This window comes from Shewanella sp. 0m-8 (assembly GCF_052977265.1).
The window spans coordinates 1-16,862 of sequence record NZ_JBRIMB010000048.1 but is presented as its reverse complement, the minus strand read 5'-3'; the positions used below and the strand labels follow the sequence as shown (position 1 = coordinate 16,862).

16 protein-coding genes are annotated in these 16,862 nt (G+C 45.7%); 7 read left to right on the top strand and 9 right to left on the bottom strand.

What is annotated here, in order from left to right:
• Positions 1–25: 25 nt before the first annotated feature.
• Entirely contained in the window at positions 26–2,347 is a 2,322-nt protein-coding gene (locus ACVBIO_RS17750; RefSeq protein WP_447173124.1) for an aminotransferase class V-fold PLP-dependent enzyme, read from the top strand.
• 139 nt (positions 2,348–2,486) lie between these two features.
• Here ACVBIO_RS17750 and mepA read toward each other — a convergent pair whose 3' ends face one another.
• The 7 genes from mepA to ACVBIO_RS17715 all read right to left on the bottom strand — a co-directional run bounded on the left by mepA (position 2,487) and on the right by ACVBIO_RS17715 (position 11,684).
• Positions 2,487–3,380, bottom strand: coding sequence for a penicillin-insensitive murein endopeptidase (mepA, locus tag ACVBIO_RS17745; protein WP_447170352.1), 894 nt, complete (start codon positions 3,378–3,380; stop codon positions 2,487–2,489).
• An 867-nt stretch (positions 3,381–4,247) separates the two neighbouring features.
• The gene (locus ACVBIO_RS17740; RefSeq protein WP_447173123.1) at positions 4,248–7,472 is read right to left on the bottom strand and encodes an efflux RND transporter permease subunit; all 3,225 of its coding nucleotides are present in this window, start codon (positions 7,470–7,472) and stop codon (positions 4,248–4,250) included.
• A 12-nt stretch (positions 7,473–7,484) separates the two neighbouring features.
• Positions 7,485–8,870, bottom strand: coding sequence for an efflux RND transporter periplasmic adaptor subunit (locus ACVBIO_RS17735; RefSeq protein ID WP_447173122.1), 1,386 nt, complete (start codon positions 8,868–8,870; stop codon positions 7,485–7,487).
• A gap of 11 nt (positions 8,871–8,881) precedes the next feature.
• Positions 8,882–10,204: a TolC family protein gene (locus tag ACVBIO_RS17730; protein WP_447173121.1), complete on the bottom strand. Its 1,323-nt coding sequence runs from the start codon at positions 10,202–10,204 to the stop codon at positions 8,882–8,884.
• Positions 10,205–10,496: 292 nt separating this feature from the next.
• On the bottom strand, positions 10,497–10,898 hold the full coding sequence (locus ACVBIO_RS17725) for a hypothetical protein (protein ID WP_447162382.1): 402 nt from the start codon (positions 10,896–10,898) through the stop codon (positions 10,497–10,499).
• Positions 10,899–11,087: 189 nt separating this feature from the next.
• Positions 11,088–11,264: a DUF3012 domain-containing protein gene (locus ACVBIO_RS17720; RefSeq protein WP_447162363.1), complete on the bottom strand. Its 177-nt coding sequence runs from the start codon at positions 11,262–11,264 to the stop codon at positions 11,088–11,090.
• Between the two features lie 54 nt (positions 11,265–11,318).
• Positions 11,319–11,684, bottom strand: coding sequence for an STAS/SEC14 domain-containing protein (locus ACVBIO_RS17715; protein WP_447162362.1), 366 nt, complete (start codon positions 11,682–11,684; stop codon positions 11,319–11,321).
• Positions 11,685–11,864: 180 nt separating this feature from the next.
• Between ACVBIO_RS17715 and arfB the strand changes: the two genes are divergently transcribed.
• The 5 genes from arfB (at position 11,865) to ACVBIO_RS17690 (ending at position 14,536) form a co-directional block, all read left to right on the top strand.
• The gene (gene arfB, locus ACVBIO_RS17710) at positions 11,865–12,287 is read left to right on the top strand and encodes an alternative ribosome rescue aminoacyl-tRNA hydrolase ArfB (RefSeq protein ID WP_447162361.1); all 423 of its coding nucleotides are present in this window, start codon (positions 11,865–11,867) and stop codon (positions 12,285–12,287) included.
• A 161-nt stretch (positions 12,288–12,448) separates the two neighbouring features.
• A complete protein-coding gene (gene aroQ / locus ACVBIO_RS17705; protein WP_447164557.1) occupies positions 12,449–12,901 on the top strand; it encodes a type II 3-dehydroquinate dehydratase in 453 nt (150 codons plus the stop codon).
• Positions 12,902–12,915: 14 nt separating this feature from the next.
• Positions 12,916–13,362, top strand: coding sequence for an acetyl-CoA carboxylase biotin carboxyl carrier protein (accB, locus tag ACVBIO_RS17700; RefSeq protein WP_447162359.1), 447 nt, complete (start codon positions 12,916–12,918; stop codon positions 13,360–13,362).
• 41 nt (positions 13,363–13,403) lie between these two features.
• Entirely contained in the window at positions 13,404–14,066 is a 663-nt protein-coding gene (locus ACVBIO_RS17695) for an SDR family NAD(P)-dependent oxidoreductase (RefSeq protein WP_447162358.1), read from the top strand.
• A gap of 116 nt (positions 14,067–14,182) precedes the next feature.
• A complete protein-coding gene (locus ACVBIO_RS17690) occupies positions 14,183–14,536 on the top strand; it encodes a hypothetical protein (protein ID WP_447164554.1) in 354 nt (117 codons plus the stop codon).
• Positions 14,537–14,538: 2 nt separating this feature from the next.
• Here the strand turns inward: ACVBIO_RS17690 and ACVBIO_RS17685 are convergent, their stop codons facing one another.
• Positions 14,539–15,165: a DsbA family protein gene (locus ACVBIO_RS17685; RefSeq protein WP_447164553.1), complete on the bottom strand. Its 627-nt coding sequence runs from the start codon at positions 15,163–15,165 to the stop codon at positions 14,539–14,541.
• 219 nt (positions 15,166–15,384) lie between these two features.
• Complete coding sequence (locus ACVBIO_RS17680; RefSeq protein ID WP_447173120.1) at positions 15,385–16,473, bottom strand: linear amide C-N hydrolase; 1,089 nt, start codon at positions 16,471–16,473, stop codon at positions 15,385–15,387.
• A gap of 103 nt (positions 16,474–16,576) precedes the next feature.
• On the opposite strand from ACVBIO_RS17680, the gene ACVBIO_RS17675 reads away from it, so the two are divergent.
• Positions 16,577–16,702 carry a hypothetical protein gene (locus ACVBIO_RS17675; RefSeq protein WP_447162354.1) on the top strand — a complete coding sequence of 42 codons (126 nt, stop codon included), beginning with the start codon at positions 16,577–16,579 and terminating at the stop codon, positions 16,700–16,702.
• Positions 16,703–16,862 lie beyond the last annotated feature (160 nt).

The following is a 16,862-nucleotide window of genomic DNA, read 5'->3' as shown; positions in this document are numbered from 1 at the left end:
ATTATAAAAATAAGAGCCATAAATAATGAATAAACTAAATGAGTTAACTCAAATCTATCTTGACGCTAATGCCACTACACCAGTCTTACCTGAAGCTGCAGCCGCTGCGCTATCAGCCATGGAAACCTTGTTTGGTAATCCAAGTAGCAGCCATATCACAGGCCTAAAAGCCAAAAATCTGATGGAGCAAACCCGTCAACACGCGCAACAGTTACTCGGTAGTGGTGCGGGTAAGCTCATCTTTACCAGTGGTGCAACAGAAGGGATCCAAACCTCGATCCTTTCAGCGCTGATTGCGGCGAAGACTCAGATACAAGCGGGGAAAAGCTACAGCGTACTCTATGGCGCCACCGAGCATAAAGCGGTGCCCGAATCTCTCAAACATTGGCTTAAGGTGCTAGATATACCAGCTGAGGTAAAAGCTATTCCAGTCGATCGTTTTGGCCTACTCGATCATGATGTTATTCGCCAACAAGCTCCCAGTGCGCTGATGATTTGTACCATGGCTGTTAATAATGAGACTGGCGTATTTCAAGACCTACAACAGTTAGAGCATACTATCCGTAGCAGTAATCCTGCTATATTTTGGATGGTCGACTGTGTGCAAGCCCTAGGTAAAACGGCACTCAATCTTGAACAAACAAGCATTGATTACGCGCCATTTAGCGGCCATAAGCTCTACGCACCAAAGGGGATAGGTTTTGTTTATATCCGAGAAGGTGCACCTTTCACGCCTTTTATTGCAGGAGGAGGCCAAGAAAGTGGTTTACGCTCAGGCACTGAGAACCTACCAGGGATGGCCGCACTTGACGTGATATTTAAGATGCTACTACCTAACCAACACTCTGCGTTTAGTAACAACGAGGCACTACACAACTACAGACAGCAGCTTGCAGATACCTTGACTCAGTGTTTTCCGCAGGTGGTGTTTAATAATAGTTTTGAACATAGTGTGCCAACGACAATTAACTTTGCCGTACCTAACTTCAGTAGCAAAGAGATCATGGACCTCTTTGATGCCGCTAATATTCGTGTCAGCTCAGGCTCAGCCTGCAGTTCTAAGGTCACCCGCAGCTTTGTACTCGATGCCATGGGGTTACCTGCTTGGCAAAGCGAGTCTGCCATTCGAATGTCTTTCGGGCCAGCCATGACCCAAGCTGATGTAGACACTGCTTGTGAGCGCATCAAAATGGCCTCTCAAGCCTTAACCCAAAGCTGCTTAGTTGTCGACATCGCGAATGATACGACAGACAAAGCCGAGTTAGATGGCTTATTACAGCTGCGTTCTGGCGCTAGTTGCACTTGGGTTTATGCTGATAAAGTTAGTAAACAAGCAATCATTATTGACCCGCTCCCAGAGCTGCAATGCCGACTTGATACACTGCTGCAATGCCAGCAACTCACCCCTGTTGCGATTATCGACACCCACGGACATGCCGATCATGTGTCTGGGCGTGAAGTCTTAGCTAACCGTTACTTAGCCGAGCAAGATAGCGATATTTTAGGCTGGCCTTATCAGAGCCAAACCATCGAGCAATTTGGCGGGGAGTATGAGGCGATTACGATCGGCTCACAGCAATTAATAAAAGTGCCGACTCCGGGTCACACCAGCGATAGCATAAGCTTACTCCTCTGTGCAGCTGAGCAAGGTGAGCAAGGTGAGCAAGGTGAGCAAGGTGAGCAAGGTGAGCAAGGTGAGCAACTGCAGGTTCAGTATGCTTTTACTGGCGACACGATTTTAATGGGAAGTCTAGGTCGAACCAATTTTGATTCGAGCTCAAGTTCGGCGCTGTTTAGCAGCCTAAAACGACTCAATAACAGCCTCAGTCCCGATACGCTCATTTGCGCAAGCCATGACTACAATAATGAGTTCACCACCAATCTCAGCGCAGAGATGATGCGTAATTCGCTGCTTAACGCGGTATTAACGCAGCAAATATCTGAAGCGGACTTTGTGGTGCGTAAAGCGCAGCTCGATAGCCACCTAAATGATGAAGTGGGGACAGAAATTATGTGCGGTGCCTACGTGGGCAGCTGTGATAAGTCTGCCATCAAAGAATATGACTCCAATAGCCTAGCGGCAGCGATGCATAATGATAGTCAGGTACGGATAATCGATATCCGCGAGCCCCATGAATATGCTCTCAACCATGCCGATGGCTCAAATAAAAATGTGCCTTTGACTCGGCTAGTACAGTTTATTCAAGAACATCAACACCAAAAAGACAAACCTTGGGTACTGGTATGTCGCAGCGGTAGCCGCTCGATGATCGCTGCACAAGCGATGCAAAGATTAGGCTTCGAGCAGATCTCGCACCTTAAAGGCGGCTATGCGCTCAATCATTAAATTATGTTGCGCCTAGCGTTATCGGCAGCATAAGGTTTAAGCACTTCAGTGATGGCTTAGAAGATTAAGCGCATTAAAAAGCCCTTTGCGGATAACTGCGAGGGGCTTTTTACGGGCAAATTAACATATTAAATCACTACTACTTTGCCGCGACCATCACCGAACACTGCTTAGGTTTAACCTTAGCTTTTTTGCTTTTTGGCTTAGCTTCTGCTGTCGCAGTTGATTTAGACGCAAGCGGTTTCGGTTTTTCAACCTGAGTTTGAGTCAACTGTTGTTTCCACCAGCCCAGCTCACCACAGCCATTGCCGCTGGGGATCGCCGCTTGATCTCGGCAAAAAGGGTTATCATCAGGGCAACTCAGTCTAACGTGCATATGATAGGTATGGCCCCACCAAGGACGAACCTTATTCAGCCAGGAATCATTAGCTAAGCGCAGATCACAAAGGTGTTGCTTAATCACGGGGCTGACAAATATCCTTGCAACACGTTCATCTTCTGAGGCCAGCTTTAGCATTTGAGTATGCGCCTTAGACCATACCTGAGTATCAAGTTTGAACTGCTTCTTATTGACCAATTTAAGGGGGGTAGGCTGCTCACGCTCAGCCTCTGTTAACGGCTGACTCGTTTGCTTCAACCAAATATCAACATCTAGCCCTATCTGATGACTGCTATGTCCCTTAGTAAAATTGCCGCCCCTTGGCATCGACATGTCGGCGACCAAAATATCACTGAAGCCTTGCTGATTAAGCTTGGTAGCATAACCCTCTATAAATCGTATCAGACTGGGGTGACCATAATAACGCTGTCTTGCGGTACGAATAACCTGATAACCTTTGCCAACCAGTGGCAGCGCTTGAGCCCCCTTCAAACACCCATTGGCATAACTGCCAATGGCACTGGCTTGAGTACCATAAGTGGTACCCACGGCTTCCCAAGGATTTGCCGTCGCCATCGATGCAACAAACAAGCTCAAGCCTACAAATCGGCGTACGCCTAGCCCGGTGATCTTCCACAATCGGCTCGCTAACATCCCTTATCTCCCTATGGCGATGATTACTTTAGAATGCATAAACTAAGTCAGCCCACTTTGATTCACTCTATAAATGCATTTTGGCTCACTCCATCAAAGATAGTTGAGATTACAGCGTTATCATCAGCGTAAGCTAAATAATGATCGCTACAGTAGGTTTTACAGAGGGGATTTTTGATGGGTAGCTTTTTAAGACGAAGTTAAAGGATAGTTTTTGAATCGGAGTCTTTAAAAGGTAGCCTTTGAAGAATAGTTTTAAAGTAGAGCCTTTAAAGGGGAGTCGCTCTGCGGGCCAATAGCTCAACTCTTGAGTGTTCGACTGTAAACGAGTATTTGAGACGCAATTTGATTCTAGTTAACCGTCCTAAAACGTAATGTAGAAGACTCACTTTCAGCTATTTGCCAAGCCTCTCTTTTGCTGTTCACATATAAGTCTCTACAATTTAAAAAGAGTATCAGCCATGATACCGCCTATCACTTAACATCGTGTATATGCTATTAGAATCTGTCTACACATGAAATCAATACAATCATCCACATAAGCATAAACAGCCTAGAAAATGCGGAGCGATCCCGCTCCGCGTACTAAATATGCCAGCCATGCTGGCACTTTATTCATTAAGGTGGTTAGGCATAACCGCAAGCATCATTATGGAATAAAAACATTTCATATGACTCGCCCCTTAATAACTAAAGCGCTGTATTAACAACTTGCAAACCGTAGCTAAAAAGCAAGAGATAACGCTGATGGCAGACTAATGCGTCAGCGTTATTTCTCAAGCCTTCTCCATTATCCATAATGGAGGTTCAAAAGATTAAACTTGCTTGAATATCGGTGCTGCAATGAGCACCAGATATTCAAAGGTATTACTTGCGCCCTTGATATAACCAACGGTAAAGCGTCGGTAATACTAATAAGGTCAGCGCTGTCGAACTAAAGAGACCACCGATAATCACCACGGCTAGCGGCTGCTGGATCTCACTTCCTACTCCTGACGAAATCAGGATTGGAATAAGGCCTAATGCTGAGGTTAGTGCCGTCATCAGTACTGGGCGTAAACGCCCTACCGTGCCTTCATAAACCGCATCATAGAGCGTCTCGTCGGTCTCTTCTTTAACGCTGGCTCGACGTTGATTAATAGAGTCGACCAATACCACTCCGTTTAGCACCGCCACCCCAAACAAGGTGATAAAACCAATAGAGCTAGGCACCGACAGATAAGTGCCGCTGACAAACAGTGCAACCACACCACCAATTAAGGCCAGCGGTACGTTGGCCATAATCAAGCCAACTTGCTTTACTGAGCCAAAAGAGAAATACAGTAGCAGTGCAATCAAACCGATAGAGATAGGTACGACCAACATTAACTTTTGCTGAGCACGCTGCTGGTTCTCATACTGACCGCCCACAACTACTGTGTAACCCGGTGGAAGTTCAGCCTGAGGCACGATGGCGTAAATATCATTGACCACTGAGCCCATGTCACGATCAGAAACGTTAGCCTGCACCACAACGCGGCGCTGAACATCATCACGACGAATGTTAGGTGGTGCCATCTCAATCACAACATCGGCGACTTCACCAAGACGAACCGTAGCACCGCTGACGCCCGTCAATAGCAAGTTTTCTAACACATCTGGAGAGCTACGATATTGCTCAGCTAAACGCACGTAAATATCGTAACGCGCATTACCATCGATAACTTGGCCTGCACTCCCGCCACCAATACCCTGGCTAACCAGCGCCATGATTTCATCAACACTAATGCCATAGCGAGCCAGTTGATCACGCTTAGGGCGAACAACTAATTGCGCCTCACCACTGACCTGCTCCAGTGATACGTCTACCGCACCTGGGATCTGTGAGACTAAATCGGTCAGCACTTGGCCGCGCTCAGATAATACATCTAAGTCGGGTCCAAAAATCTTAATCGCTAGCTGGGCTTTAACACCTGACAACAGTTCATCGACGCGAGTCGCAATGGGCTGGGAGAAGGTAAACAGTAACCCTGGATAGACGTTAAGTTTTTCTTCCATCTTACGTTGCAGTTCAAAGCGATTTTCCGCGCTTACCCATTCATCAACCGGTTTCAATCCGATATAGATCTCGATGTTGTTAACAGGTTCAGGGTCGCCACCTAACTCAGCAGCACCAATACGGCTTAGGGCGTAATCCACTTCAGGGAATTCAAGCAGAATCGCCTCAAGCTTTGGGGCAACATCCAGTGACGTGCTAAGACTTGCCGTAGGAGCAAGGGTGACACGCAGGTTAATGGTGCCCTCTTCAAGTTCAGGTACAAACTCTGTCCCTAACCTTGGCAATAACATCATGCTCATGGCAAACATGACAGCAGATGCAATCACCAACACTTTAGGGTGTGCCATGGTTATGCTTAATAGTTTACGGTAAACGGACTCAATCGGCTTAAGCACCGCACTTTCTCGTAGTACAACGCCGCGTTTAAATAGATATACCGCAAGCGCAGGTACCGCAATCAAGGCAACTAACAATGCCGAGATCATCGCAAGAATAATACTCACCGCCATCGGCTGGAATAACTTACCCTCAACACCTTCAAGGGCAAACAAGGGTGCAAACACCACGATGATGATCGCGGTCGCGAAGAAAATTGGGCTACATACCTCTTTAGCCGCCAGCATGACGCGCATAGCGATACCACCGCTAGATTCATCATGAACGCTATTTTTAGTGCCATCTTCATCGCTATGGTAAGGATCTACCTCACCAGAAGCGCGCTTTTGAGCGTTTAGTAAGTGGCGTTTATCGGGTTGAGTGAGATGCTTGAAGATATTCTCTACCATCACCACCGAGCCATCCACCAGCATACCAATGGCAACCGCTAAGCCACCCAATGACATCAAGTTTGCTGACATACCAAAGTAAGACATCACTAACAGTGCAAGACCGATAGAAACAGGAATAGACAGTAGTACCAACATGGTCGCGCGGATGTTGACTAAGAACAGCGCCAAGATCACCACGATAAAGATAAACGCCATGAATAGCGCGTCACGTACCGTAGTAACGGCTTGATTAACAAGGTCTGCTTGATCATAGAAGACTTCAAACGACACACCATCAGGTAGCGCCTGCTCAATCATTGCAGTGCGATCGCTAATATCGTCGATCGTTTCTTTGGTGTTCGCACCCATACGTTTAAGTACAACACCTGCAATCACTTCACCCAGATTTTGAGTATTTCCCGCTTCGTCACGGCGCGTCATTGTCACCGCACCAACGCGGATTTCACTGCCGTAATCGACCTTAGCAATATCACCCACACGTACAGGGGTACCGGCAACTTCGGTCAGTGGGATTTGTGCAATCGCTTTTAGACCCGCATCGCCCGCAGGCAATAAACCATAACCACGTACAACTAATTGCTCCTGGCCCTGATCCATAAACCAGCCACCCGCGTTGCGGTTATTGCTCTCTAACGCGCTAGTGACCTGCGCCATAGATAAGCCGTAGCTCAATAGCTTGTTTGGCTCTATTTGCACTTGGTACTGACGTACCTCACCACCAAACGATAATACTTCAGTCACGCCGCCCACAGGCATCATGATAAGTTTCACCATGTAGTCGTTGATACTACGCAGTTCAGCAGCATTCACTCCTGACTCTGGTGTGGCACGCAAGATGTACTGATAGATCTGTCCAAGACCTGACGTATTTGGGCCAATTTCAGGTACGCCAACTCCGTCGGGGATCATTTCGCGTGCCGCCTGTAACTGCTCAAAGACTTGCTGACGCGCAAAATAAATATCAGTGCCTTCAGCAAATACCACAGTCACAATCGACAAACCCGTACGTGAAAGTGAGCGAACCTCAGTCACCGCAGGCAAGGCATACATCGCCGACTCAACAGGGTAACTGATTAACTTTTCAACCTCTTCAGCCGCTAAGCCTTCGGCAGCAGTATTAACCGTTACCTGAACGTTGGTTACGTCAGGAAAGGCATCTAAATTGAGTTTTGGTAGCATAGCGATACTGGCAATAACTAAGCCTATTAGCGCAAGCACTACCATCAGACGGTTGCGAACGGCAACGTCTATGAGTTTCTGTAACATAGCTGCAGCCTCTTAATGATTGTGGATATCGAAACCAGATTTAGCTTGCTCAGAGGCGAGTAGAAACGCACCTGACACAACAACCTGAGCATCTTTCGCCAAACCGCGCACCAAGTTCATGCCGCGCTGACGCTCAACCACTTCAATCTCTATCGCTTCAAAACCATCAGCGCCTTCGATGAACACCTGCCAGTGACCGTCGCTACTACGTGTTAGCGCCGAATCAGGTAAAATAACCCCACCTTCTGAAGCATCAGGAAGGTACAGTTCAGCAAATTGACCTGCATGTAACACATGGCCTGCATTTTCAAAGGCCACTAAGATCTGCTCAGTACGAGTGACGCTATCAAGCTCATGTGAACGACCAATGATGGTGCCTTCCATGCTCTTGTCGCCAACTTTGACCACTGTTTTGCTACCAATACTGATATTTTCAGCTTGCACTGGCGTCAACTCAGCTTCTACCCAAAGGTGTGACTCATCCGTTAACTGCATTAGCGCCGTACCTGCCGGTATAATTTGGCCTAACATGGCGATATCTTGCTGAACACGACCAGTAATCGGCGCAATCAACTGATAACTACCTATGGTTTCTGGTGCATTAGCTAAGGCTTTAATCTGCGCTGGCGTCATCTTCATCGCTTCTAACGTGGCACGCTTAAGCTCGGCATCCACTTGAGCTTGCAGGCGACGACTCGCGCTGACAGCGCTAGCGCTCATGCGCTTCACTCGGCTCCACTCTGCTGCGGCATTAATATAGTCAGCTTGCGCTTGAGCCACGGCGACGCCGCCTAGCGTGAGCAGTACATCTCCCTTGTTAACTTCTTGCCCTGGAACAACGCTTCTTTTTAATATGCGAACATCTACCTGAGGAGCAATAGTGACGGTTCTGTCTCTATCCACGACCAAGGTGGCTGTAGCGACAGCTTCTAGACTAAAAGTTTGCTCACTCAACTGAGCGACTTCGATACCCGCCAATGCCTTTTGCTCAGCGGTCAATTTAATACCATGAGCCTCTGCTTCAGCTTCTTCTGCACCATGTCCATGACCATCACCTTGTGCATTCTCTTGTTCTGCATCGTGATCATGACCGTCATCCAGTGCATTTGCTTGATCAGCGTCGTGATCGTGGCTGTCACCATGGGCGTTGGCTTCTTCGGCGTTATGCTCGTGAGCATCATCTTGTACTTTCATCAAAATGATCTCTTCAGCACCGTGGTCATGGTCATCGCCAGCGGTTGCAATCGTAGGCAATAAAAACGCCGTGGTTAGTGATATCAAAAAGCCAAAGCTCATTGCACGAGTAATTGCATTTAGTCCGAATACGCTCGATTTTACAGTGCTGTTCATATTGTTAAGCATCACTTGTTGTACCGTTGAATTATTTGTCGTTTTCATCATCTAAGCCTTTATTTTCTCTGCTCAAGAGCTGCCACATTGGCACCTTGAGTTGATAGCTGACTATTGAGGTAGCCTTCCAATTGCCCACTTACACCCATCCAGTTCAACCAGTTTTCATACAGGGCTGATTCGAGCGTTAGACCCGCTATATAGCTGCTGCTCATCTGTCTTTGGCTTTGTAGGTAATCGCTAGTATTGATGTCGCCAGCCTGCCACTGTTGTGACAATGATTTGGCCGCTTTAGTACCTGATGTAAGGACTAAATCACTCCAATCTTTATAGCGCTCAGTGAGTCGAGGAAGGCTTAATGAAAACTGCTTTTGTTGCTGTAACAACACACGTTCTTCGGCAAGGTAGGCTTGCTCTGCAATCACAATACCTTGATTAGCAACAGCAATAGCTTCGCTATAGTTATTTCTAATCTGTAGAGGGATCGACACGTCTACACCGAACTTATTCTCGTCACCTTCACGCTCTGCGCTAAGGCTAATACTCGGATCGGCGCTACCATCAGCCTTTGCTTGTTCTACTGCGACTTTGGCAACCAGTACTTGTTGATAAGCACTCTTAAGTGCTGGCAGCTCTGGTGATACCTCTAAACGACTTGCTTGTAGCGTTAATGCATTAATAAAATCTTCAAACGGCAGTTCAAATTCACCAAACAATGCCAATACGGCTCCATCTGCTGCAATTGATGCTTGCTCGCCCAAGGCGTAATCAGCGGCGCTGTTAGCAACGTCGAGTTGCATTAACTGCAACTCAACACTCGACATATCACCCACCTCGGTGCGCTGACGCGCAATTTCGAGTTGCTCTTTGGCACGATTGAACTGCTGCTTTTGAAACTCTAGCACCTTACGCGCCTGGTTTTGATTAGCTAACGCTTGCAATCTTTCGGCTAGCATCTGATTGCGTTCTAGCGTGATAGTAGACAGTAAAATTTCGCTTTCAAGCTGTGCTATACGGGTAGCAACACCACGCTTATCGCCCCAATCGATAGTCTGACTGATATCTAGGCTATAAGTGTCATCGGTGGCATTTTGGTAACCCAAACCAAGCTCGGGGTTATAAACCGCCTTGTCTGACGCAGCCATGTTTAACTGTGCCTGTTGGCGGCGCGCAGCTTGAGCCTGCACTTCTGGCAAACTATTGAAGCGTTGCATAACCTCAGGAAGCCAATGGTTAAACTGCCCCATGTTATTTGTAGAGGCGCCAATTTGCGCTTGAGCCATAGACTCGGGCAATTGAGGCTCAGTGTCCGCAGCTTGCAGCCTAGTCACTGAACCTGCCAAAAGGCCGAGTATCAGGCTGGCAATTATCGTTTTTTTCATCGTGGATCCTATCAACCCGAACGCCATCACTCCTATGCGATAAAAAACACCTAGCCTATGTAGGCTGCAGTCGTGTCAATGGCATGAATATGCGCTCGGGTGTAAATCGATATGAGTCAGTATGGATCCCATGATTTACCCCACAGATGACACAAATAATATCGAGTCAATAAGCGAGATATAGCAAGATCCACACAGTAATGTAATAAAGATTTAGTGAAGCTGAAGTTGGCGCTTAGCGTATGTAGCGCTGAAGGTGAAAATCACCTAGCCGATTTCAACCCCTATAGGGTTAAACGATTGGGGGGCGGTAATCCGGGAGTTGCTCTGGGGGAAGGTATTGCTCGTTAATACTATTTAGCTCATCGCTCACAGGTACTGATGGCACGATAGAGACAAATGACATTGCCGTCACGTGACCGCCGTGACAAGGGCAATCGAGGCACAACTCAAAACTTTTCGATTCGGTTTTATTGATTGTATGACTATGTGCGGTGTCATCGACATTAACGACTTGCTGTTCAATTGGGCAGGTACAGTCTACACATTGAGCAGAGGTTATAACATCTGCAATAAATTCGAGATGTGGGTGTGGCGCGCTTTCTTCCTCGTGATCCCCTAAATGTAACTGGTGCGCGCCAAGATTGCCGCCTGCAAATTGCAGGAGGACAACGGCGATCAGCACAGCTGCCATTTTATAAAGAGACTGGGGACTAAATAGACGCAAACTTCACCTATTGATTCGGTTTATAAAGCTAACAAAAAACGTATTGTAGCGATTAAGACTCGCATAATAGACTAAAGTTCACTGTAAACAAGATATTATCTAGCGCTTAGTGAACTTGCTCTCATTTTCAATGCGAGTCGGTTAAACTGTTGATATTTATTTAAATACACAGTGTTTAGCGTAATCGGCCGCTTCGTTAGCCGTCCAGTCTCCAGATGGCTTTTCTTTCATCTGTTTACACCAAGCTTCGCTGCCAACTTCTGGCGCACAAGCGCTCAGTCCAAATACCAGTGCACAAACCAATGACAGCCCTGACAGTTTAGTTAAAGACATCTGTAAATCCTTCTATTTAAATACGGCAATGAATGTTGCCCGATTATACCAAGATTAATTGCCCGTACGAGCAGCGATCCATTGTGTAGCCAACTCTTTTTGTTCTAATGGATACCAGGCCACTTCACCTTGCATAAATGGCCCCATGAGCCGCACTGCATTACCAAACCAGTCAGGACCACCGACAAGCACTAAGGCATCGAAATTTGGCAACTGAACTTCGCCGCTTCCTGTTAACGATTGCTGCTGCCAGCCCTCGAGTAAAACATCGGCTTCTACATAGATACAGATCTTACCGCTTGTGTCGCGATAACGCTCAATCAATGGTTGCATGATCTGACCGTAATCCTGGGTCGATAAGCGACCACTGGCAAATAAACTGATCACACCCTTAGCAATATCAGGGATCTTACACAGCATACATCGGCTCCGTAATTCTCAATAATGACGTAATGATTGCTTGATAATAGCAAACTCGCCGCGAAGGAAAAGTAGACCATCCCTTATTTCGGCTAAAAGTCTGTTAATATTGAGCAAAGGAAATTTAAGAGCCTACGCCTAGTTCCGCGTCAGGTAAACCATCAAAATAGGCGTACTGCTTTGGCAACAATAAAAATATCAAATTCAGTATCGATTCAAGACAGCGAACTCGAGTGGCAATTCATCCGCTCCAGTGGCGCAGGAGGCCAGCACCTCAATAAAGTGTCTACGGCTGCACAACTTATTTTTGATATCAAAAGTTCCTCTTTGCCTGAGTATTACCAGCAACGTTTACTCGCTAAGGCGGATCACCGCATTACCAAAAGCGGTAAAATCATCATTAAATGCCAGCAAAGCCGCAGTCAGGATTTTAATCGCCAAACCGCACTTGAGCAGTTTATCGTTTTAGTGGCCAGCGTTAATGCTGTGCAGAAAAAACGTATCGCGACCAAACCGACTAAAGGTAGCCAACGTCGCCGAGTCGATACAAAAAAACAGAAAGGGGCGACGAAGGCCCTGAGACAAAATAAATCTAACTTTTAGCCCTTAAGCCAAAGTAGAAAGAGGTGAGTCGAGATGAGAAATACTCACAAAGTTTGGCTATGTAGCTACAATGTTCGACAAGCAGCAGTTTTTTTGTTGAAATCAGCGCTATAAGCGCATATTAATCTGCGTTCACAACAATGTATTCCAAGGGAATTGTCATGAGCAGCCAAGCAAAAATCTTATTAGTTAATGGTCCTAATTTAAATTTACTCGGACGCCGTGAACCTGGCCACTATGGTCATCATACACTGGATCAAATTGTCGATGATCTCAAGCAGAGTGCAACTCAAGCCGGAGTGCAATTAGAGCATATTCAATCAAACGCCGAACACTTACTGATTGAAGCTATTCACAATAGCGATGCCGATATAGTGATTATCAACCCCGCCGCCTTTACTCACACCAGTGTAGCGCTTAGAGATGCATTGCTTGGAGTCGCCATTCCATTTATTGAGGTTCATTTATCAAATGTGCACAGCCGTGAGCCATTCCGTCACCACTCTTACTTTTCCGATAAAGCCATTGGTGTGATCTGTGGCTTAGGCGCTCAGGGATATCAATTTGCACTGCAAGCCGCTATAGCTCGCTTAACTGCCACTGAAAAACATTAAGGTCAACCTAGTTAATGGATATTCGTAAAATCAAAAAACTGATCGAGTTAGTGCAAGAGTCTGATATTGCAGAACTTGAAATTAAAGAAGGTGAAGAGTCGGTGCGCATTTGTCGCCACAGCCCTGTACCGATGCAGTCAAATACACACGCATATCTCGCTCCAGCGAGTAGTGTCGCCCCAGCAATACCACGCCCAGTGAGCTCAAACAGTGCAGATGATAGCGACACACATCAGCTGCTATCGCCTATGGTTGGCACCGTTCACCTCACGGATAAAAATAGCCACACACCGCTGTGCACAGTCGGCCAAAACGTTAAGCTTGGTGAGGTCGTGTGCACCATCGAAGCCATGACGATGAGCAACCATATTACAGCTGATAAAGCGGGCATCATTAGTGCCATTTTGGTGGATGATGGTCAACATATCGACTTTGAGCAAGTCATTCTAGAGATAGAATAAACGCATATATACAAAAGCTTAAGTATTTAACAAGGAACCCTATGATACTCATTACCGGTGCAAGTAGCGGACTAGGCGCAGCGCTCGCCAAACTATACGGCGATGAAAGCCCAATTTGTATCACAGGCCGCAATAGCGAACGTTTACAGCACATTTCAGCCGTTATTAATCAGCCTTGCCTGACTCAAACTACCGATTTATGCAACGCTAATGCTGTTGAGGCCTTGTTTGATTCTCTGCCGCAAACACCTTCAATGATCATCCATAGTGCAGGCAGTGGCTATTTTGGCCCCATCGAAACACAATCATCTGAGGCTATTCAAACGCTGCTTAATAACAACGTTACCTCAGCAGCTTTCTTACTACGTGAAGCTGTTAAGCGCTATAAAGACCAAGCTGTGACGGTGGTCATCGTCATGTCGACCGCTGCGTTAGTCGCTAAAGCCGAAGAGTCTACCTACTGCGCAGCAAAATGGGCTGTCAGAGGCTTGGTCGAGTCGGTACGTTTAGAGCTAAAGAATAGTCCAATGAAATTAATTGCTGTCTACCCTGGGGGCATGGCCACCGATTTTTGGCCTACCAGTGGTAAACAAGCCAATACCAGCGACTTTATGAGTGCTGATGAAGCTGCAGGCATGCTAAAACACGCTTTAAAGAGCACCGAACACGGTTATATTTCGGATTTAACCATCGCTCGCGGTTAAACCTAATTGAGCGGTGATTATTAGCCGCTAAATTAAATGAAATAACTCAAACCTTTTCTATACTTAGCGAACCTAAGAATAAATAATTTGACCTAGAGTCAGGATAAGGAAAGTGGATGCGAACGGGTTTACTGTTTCTGGTTTTCTCAACAATATGTTTATTTATCGGCTATCACACTTACCTATTTATTATGCCGAGTGTTAAGGTCATTAATCAGTCTGGACAAATTTTAACTCGAGTCGAAGTCAGTCTGCCGAGCAATAACTTAGTATTTGATAATATTGCCCCTACGCAAACAATGCGTATTCATTACAATACCGATCAAGCTGACGGAGACTACGCATACAGCATTCGACTATCATCTGGGGAGCACATTAATGGCCGCTGCGGTTACGTTACTCACGACCAATATATGAAAGTCCTAGAGTTGACCATAGACAGCGACGACCAAGTTAGCTGTGCTGAATAGGTTTATTCGCCAAGTAATGCAGCAATCTGCTGGTAACTGCTTTGGTTATTTTGATAATCAATTTCAATCGAATATAACTCGCCATTGACTAACAAAACTAATGATGGGAAACCTTGAATAGGTAAGTGCCTTGTACGGTTTAGCTCCCCCTCTAACATCGCCCTGGTTTCATCACTGTTCAACGCTATCGCAAACTGCGTACTATCAAGCCCAAGTTTGTTCGCCAGTTCAACTAAAGTGGCATCATCAGATGGGTTCTTTGCCTCTAAATAATATGCCTGTTGAATAGCGAGCAACATCTCTTTTTCAAGGCCAGATTCTCGAGCCAGTAAAGCTGCGCGGCAAGCCGGATAAGTCGAACGACGTGGCTTACATTGCTGCCAAAAATCAAAATTAAACGCTGTGCCCAATTGCAAAGCAATTTTGCTCCAGGTTTGCACCAAAAACTGCTGCATCTCTTCAGGCATAGGCTCATCACTATCTGGTGCTAGGCCGCCCAATCTATATTCAATATTGAGTTCAGGAAAGTCTACTTGCAACTTAGATTGCAGTCCTAACCAAGTCTGCCTATAACCCCAGCACCAGCTACACATAGGATCATAAACATAATAAAGAATTGCCAAGTTCATGGATGATTGTACCTCCGTCCGTTTGAGGACTCCTAGACTACCTAGCCAGATAAATATGTCTAGTAATTAAGACCATTCGATCTATATTTTTTGACATATCATTCGAAGTAATCGATAAAATAAAGCATGAAAACCTAATCGATTTTCTATGTCGGTTATTATATTTAAACAGCTTTTACCCGTATCTAAGCTCAAACCCGATATCAGCATTATTCGCGGTTAGTTGTTAACGCTCACCTCTTGGTAGCTAAATTGGCCACTGTCTAGCTGCTGTTTGCGTTCCTGTTTAACATTAAAATCAAGCTGCTTAAGATCAACTCGTTTTATCGCACTGTCATTCATGGTTTTATAAAATAATAAACCATTGCTCTGATCAATTACCGAGGTCCATTGAGTCGCACTCGGCAGATCAGTAATGTGGGATTTATCATTAAATTCACTACCAATTGGGATATCGAAGTTATTCAAAATGTGAAAAGCTTGTGACACCGCCTGCTGAGCGTTATTCAACATAGGACTGCTATTGACGTAAAACGCTGCACGAACGAATCGAGATGGCGGTGAGATATCACCCGGAAGGCCCACAAAGTTAGAACCAACACCAAAGGATTGCGCCTCTACACCATTAATTTTCTGTGGTGGACTTATCCCAGGATGAAGATTGATATAATTATTAAGGTTGGTCACTTGCCAATTATAATCTGGCGAGTTAGTTAGCACCTTAGCCGTATTTTTATGAATATTTATTTTGCCGTGATCCATTATTTCAATCACTATGCTATTGCCCTGCTTATCTGATACCCGCCAATGCGCAGTCGGTGAAGGATTACCCTGCTGGTCAAAGTAGACTGTGACAATCTTAATTTTATCTAATGCAGCTTCAACCTCAGCGACAGTCTCAAATCGAGTCAACATCCAGCGTACAAAATCCATATCCGTAATGTTATTGTCAGTTTGCTTTGGGTCATACTTGGAAAGCGAGCCGTAATTGCGGAAATAAAAGAGCCCTGCACTTAAACCTTTCTCATTAATGCCTTCAGCAATAAAGCGATCATCACTGACTGAAATCCCCACAAAACCATAGTTACTGTTCCAGGTTAAGCCTTTTTTCTGATCGGGCATAATCGCCGTATATTGATAATCTCGAGGTGAGATAATGAGTTTACTATTAAGGTCATTATGACCCCACTCGATAGTACGAGCCTGAATTTGATCATTACTGCTAGTCGATAACGTTATTCCGGTACAAGCACTCGCACCATGACTAACAATGGAGGCGAGTACTAAAGCAAGTAGTGTTTTCTTCATGAATTTATTCTTAATCTTAGAAATGTATGACTGGATAAACCGCTCCATTAAACCTACACCTGAAAGGTAAAATTACAAAGCACTTCTACCAATTTGAATAAAGATGTCATTGCTTAGCGAGAGCTCTGCGACAGACGACGTAAGGAGTGTCGATATTGAAGCAGTATTTATCGACCGCTGGCGACTCTTTATCATCAAGAGTGGCATCGTTGCCAGCTTAAGTGGATAAGCCTCCTAAAACGGATAGCTCTATTCTGGCTAAGCACAGCGACGGTGCGACGTAAGGAGTGGCTCTTTTCAGCGTTCGCATATACGAAAAAAGCCCGTTGCGTTAGCAACGGGCTTTATCGCTTCTCTTTCGAGAATAATTTGGCGCCTGGAAATGACCT

What these genes read in the sequence shown, in the direction of transcription:
- ACVBIO_RS17685 (WP_447164553.1), bottom strand. Translation starts at nt 15,165, where the DNA reads ATGAACTTGGCAATTCTTTATTATGTTTATGATCCTATGTGTAGCTGG.
- ACVBIO_RS17675 (WP_447162354.1), top strand. Translation starts at nt 16,577, where the DNA reads ATGTCATTGCTTAGCGAGAGCTCTGCGACAGACGACGTAAGGAGTGTC.
- ACVBIO_RS17740 (WP_447173123.1), bottom strand. Translation starts at nt 7,472, where the DNA reads ATGTTACAGAAACTCATAGACGTTGCCGTTCGCAACCGTCTGATGGTA.
- ACVBIO_RS17715 (WP_447162362.1), bottom strand. Translation starts at nt 11,684, where the DNA reads ATGCTGTGTAAGATCCCTGATATTGCTAAGGGTGTGATCAGTTTATTT.
- ACVBIO_RS17695 (WP_447162358.1), top strand. Translation starts at nt 13,404, where the DNA reads ATGATACTCATTACCGGTGCAAGTAGCGGACTAGGCGCAGCGCTCGCC.
- ACVBIO_RS17720 (WP_447162363.1), bottom strand. Translation starts at nt 11,264, where the DNA reads ATGTCTTTAACTAAACTGTCAGGGCTGTCATTGGTTTGTGCACTGGTA.
- aroQ (WP_447164557.1), top strand. Translation starts at nt 12,449, where the DNA reads ATGAGCAGCCAAGCAAAAATCTTATTAGTTAATGGTCCTAATTTAAAT.
- ACVBIO_RS17730 (WP_447173121.1), bottom strand. Translation starts at nt 10,204, where the DNA reads ATGAAAAAAACGATAATTGCCAGCCTGATACTCGGCCTTTTGGCAGGT.
- ACVBIO_RS17725 (WP_447162382.1), bottom strand. Translation starts at nt 10,898, where the DNA reads ATGGCAGCTGTGCTGATCGCCGTTGTCCTCCTGCAATTTGCAGGCGGC.
- accB (WP_447162359.1), top strand. Translation starts at nt 12,916, where the DNA reads ATGGATATTCGTAAAATCAAAAAACTGATCGAGTTAGTGCAAGAGTCT.
- mepA (WP_447170352.1), bottom strand. Translation starts at nt 3,380, where the DNA reads ATGTTAGCGAGCCGATTGTGGAAGATCACCGGGCTAGGCGTACGCCGA.
- ACVBIO_RS17680 (WP_447173120.1), bottom strand. Translation starts at nt 16,473, where the DNA reads ATGAAGAAAACACTACTTGCTTTAGTACTCGCCTCCATTGTTAGTCAT.
- ACVBIO_RS17750 (WP_447173124.1), top strand. Translation starts at nt 26, where the DNA reads ATGAATAAACTAAATGAGTTAACTCAAATCTATCTTGACGCTAATGCC.
- ACVBIO_RS17735 (WP_447173122.1), bottom strand. Translation starts at nt 8,870, where the DNA reads ATGAAAACGACAAATAATTCAACGGTACAACAAGTGATGCTTAACAAT.
- ACVBIO_RS17690 (WP_447164554.1), top strand. Translation starts at nt 14,183, where the DNA reads ATGCGAACGGGTTTACTGTTTCTGGTTTTCTCAACAATATGTTTATTT.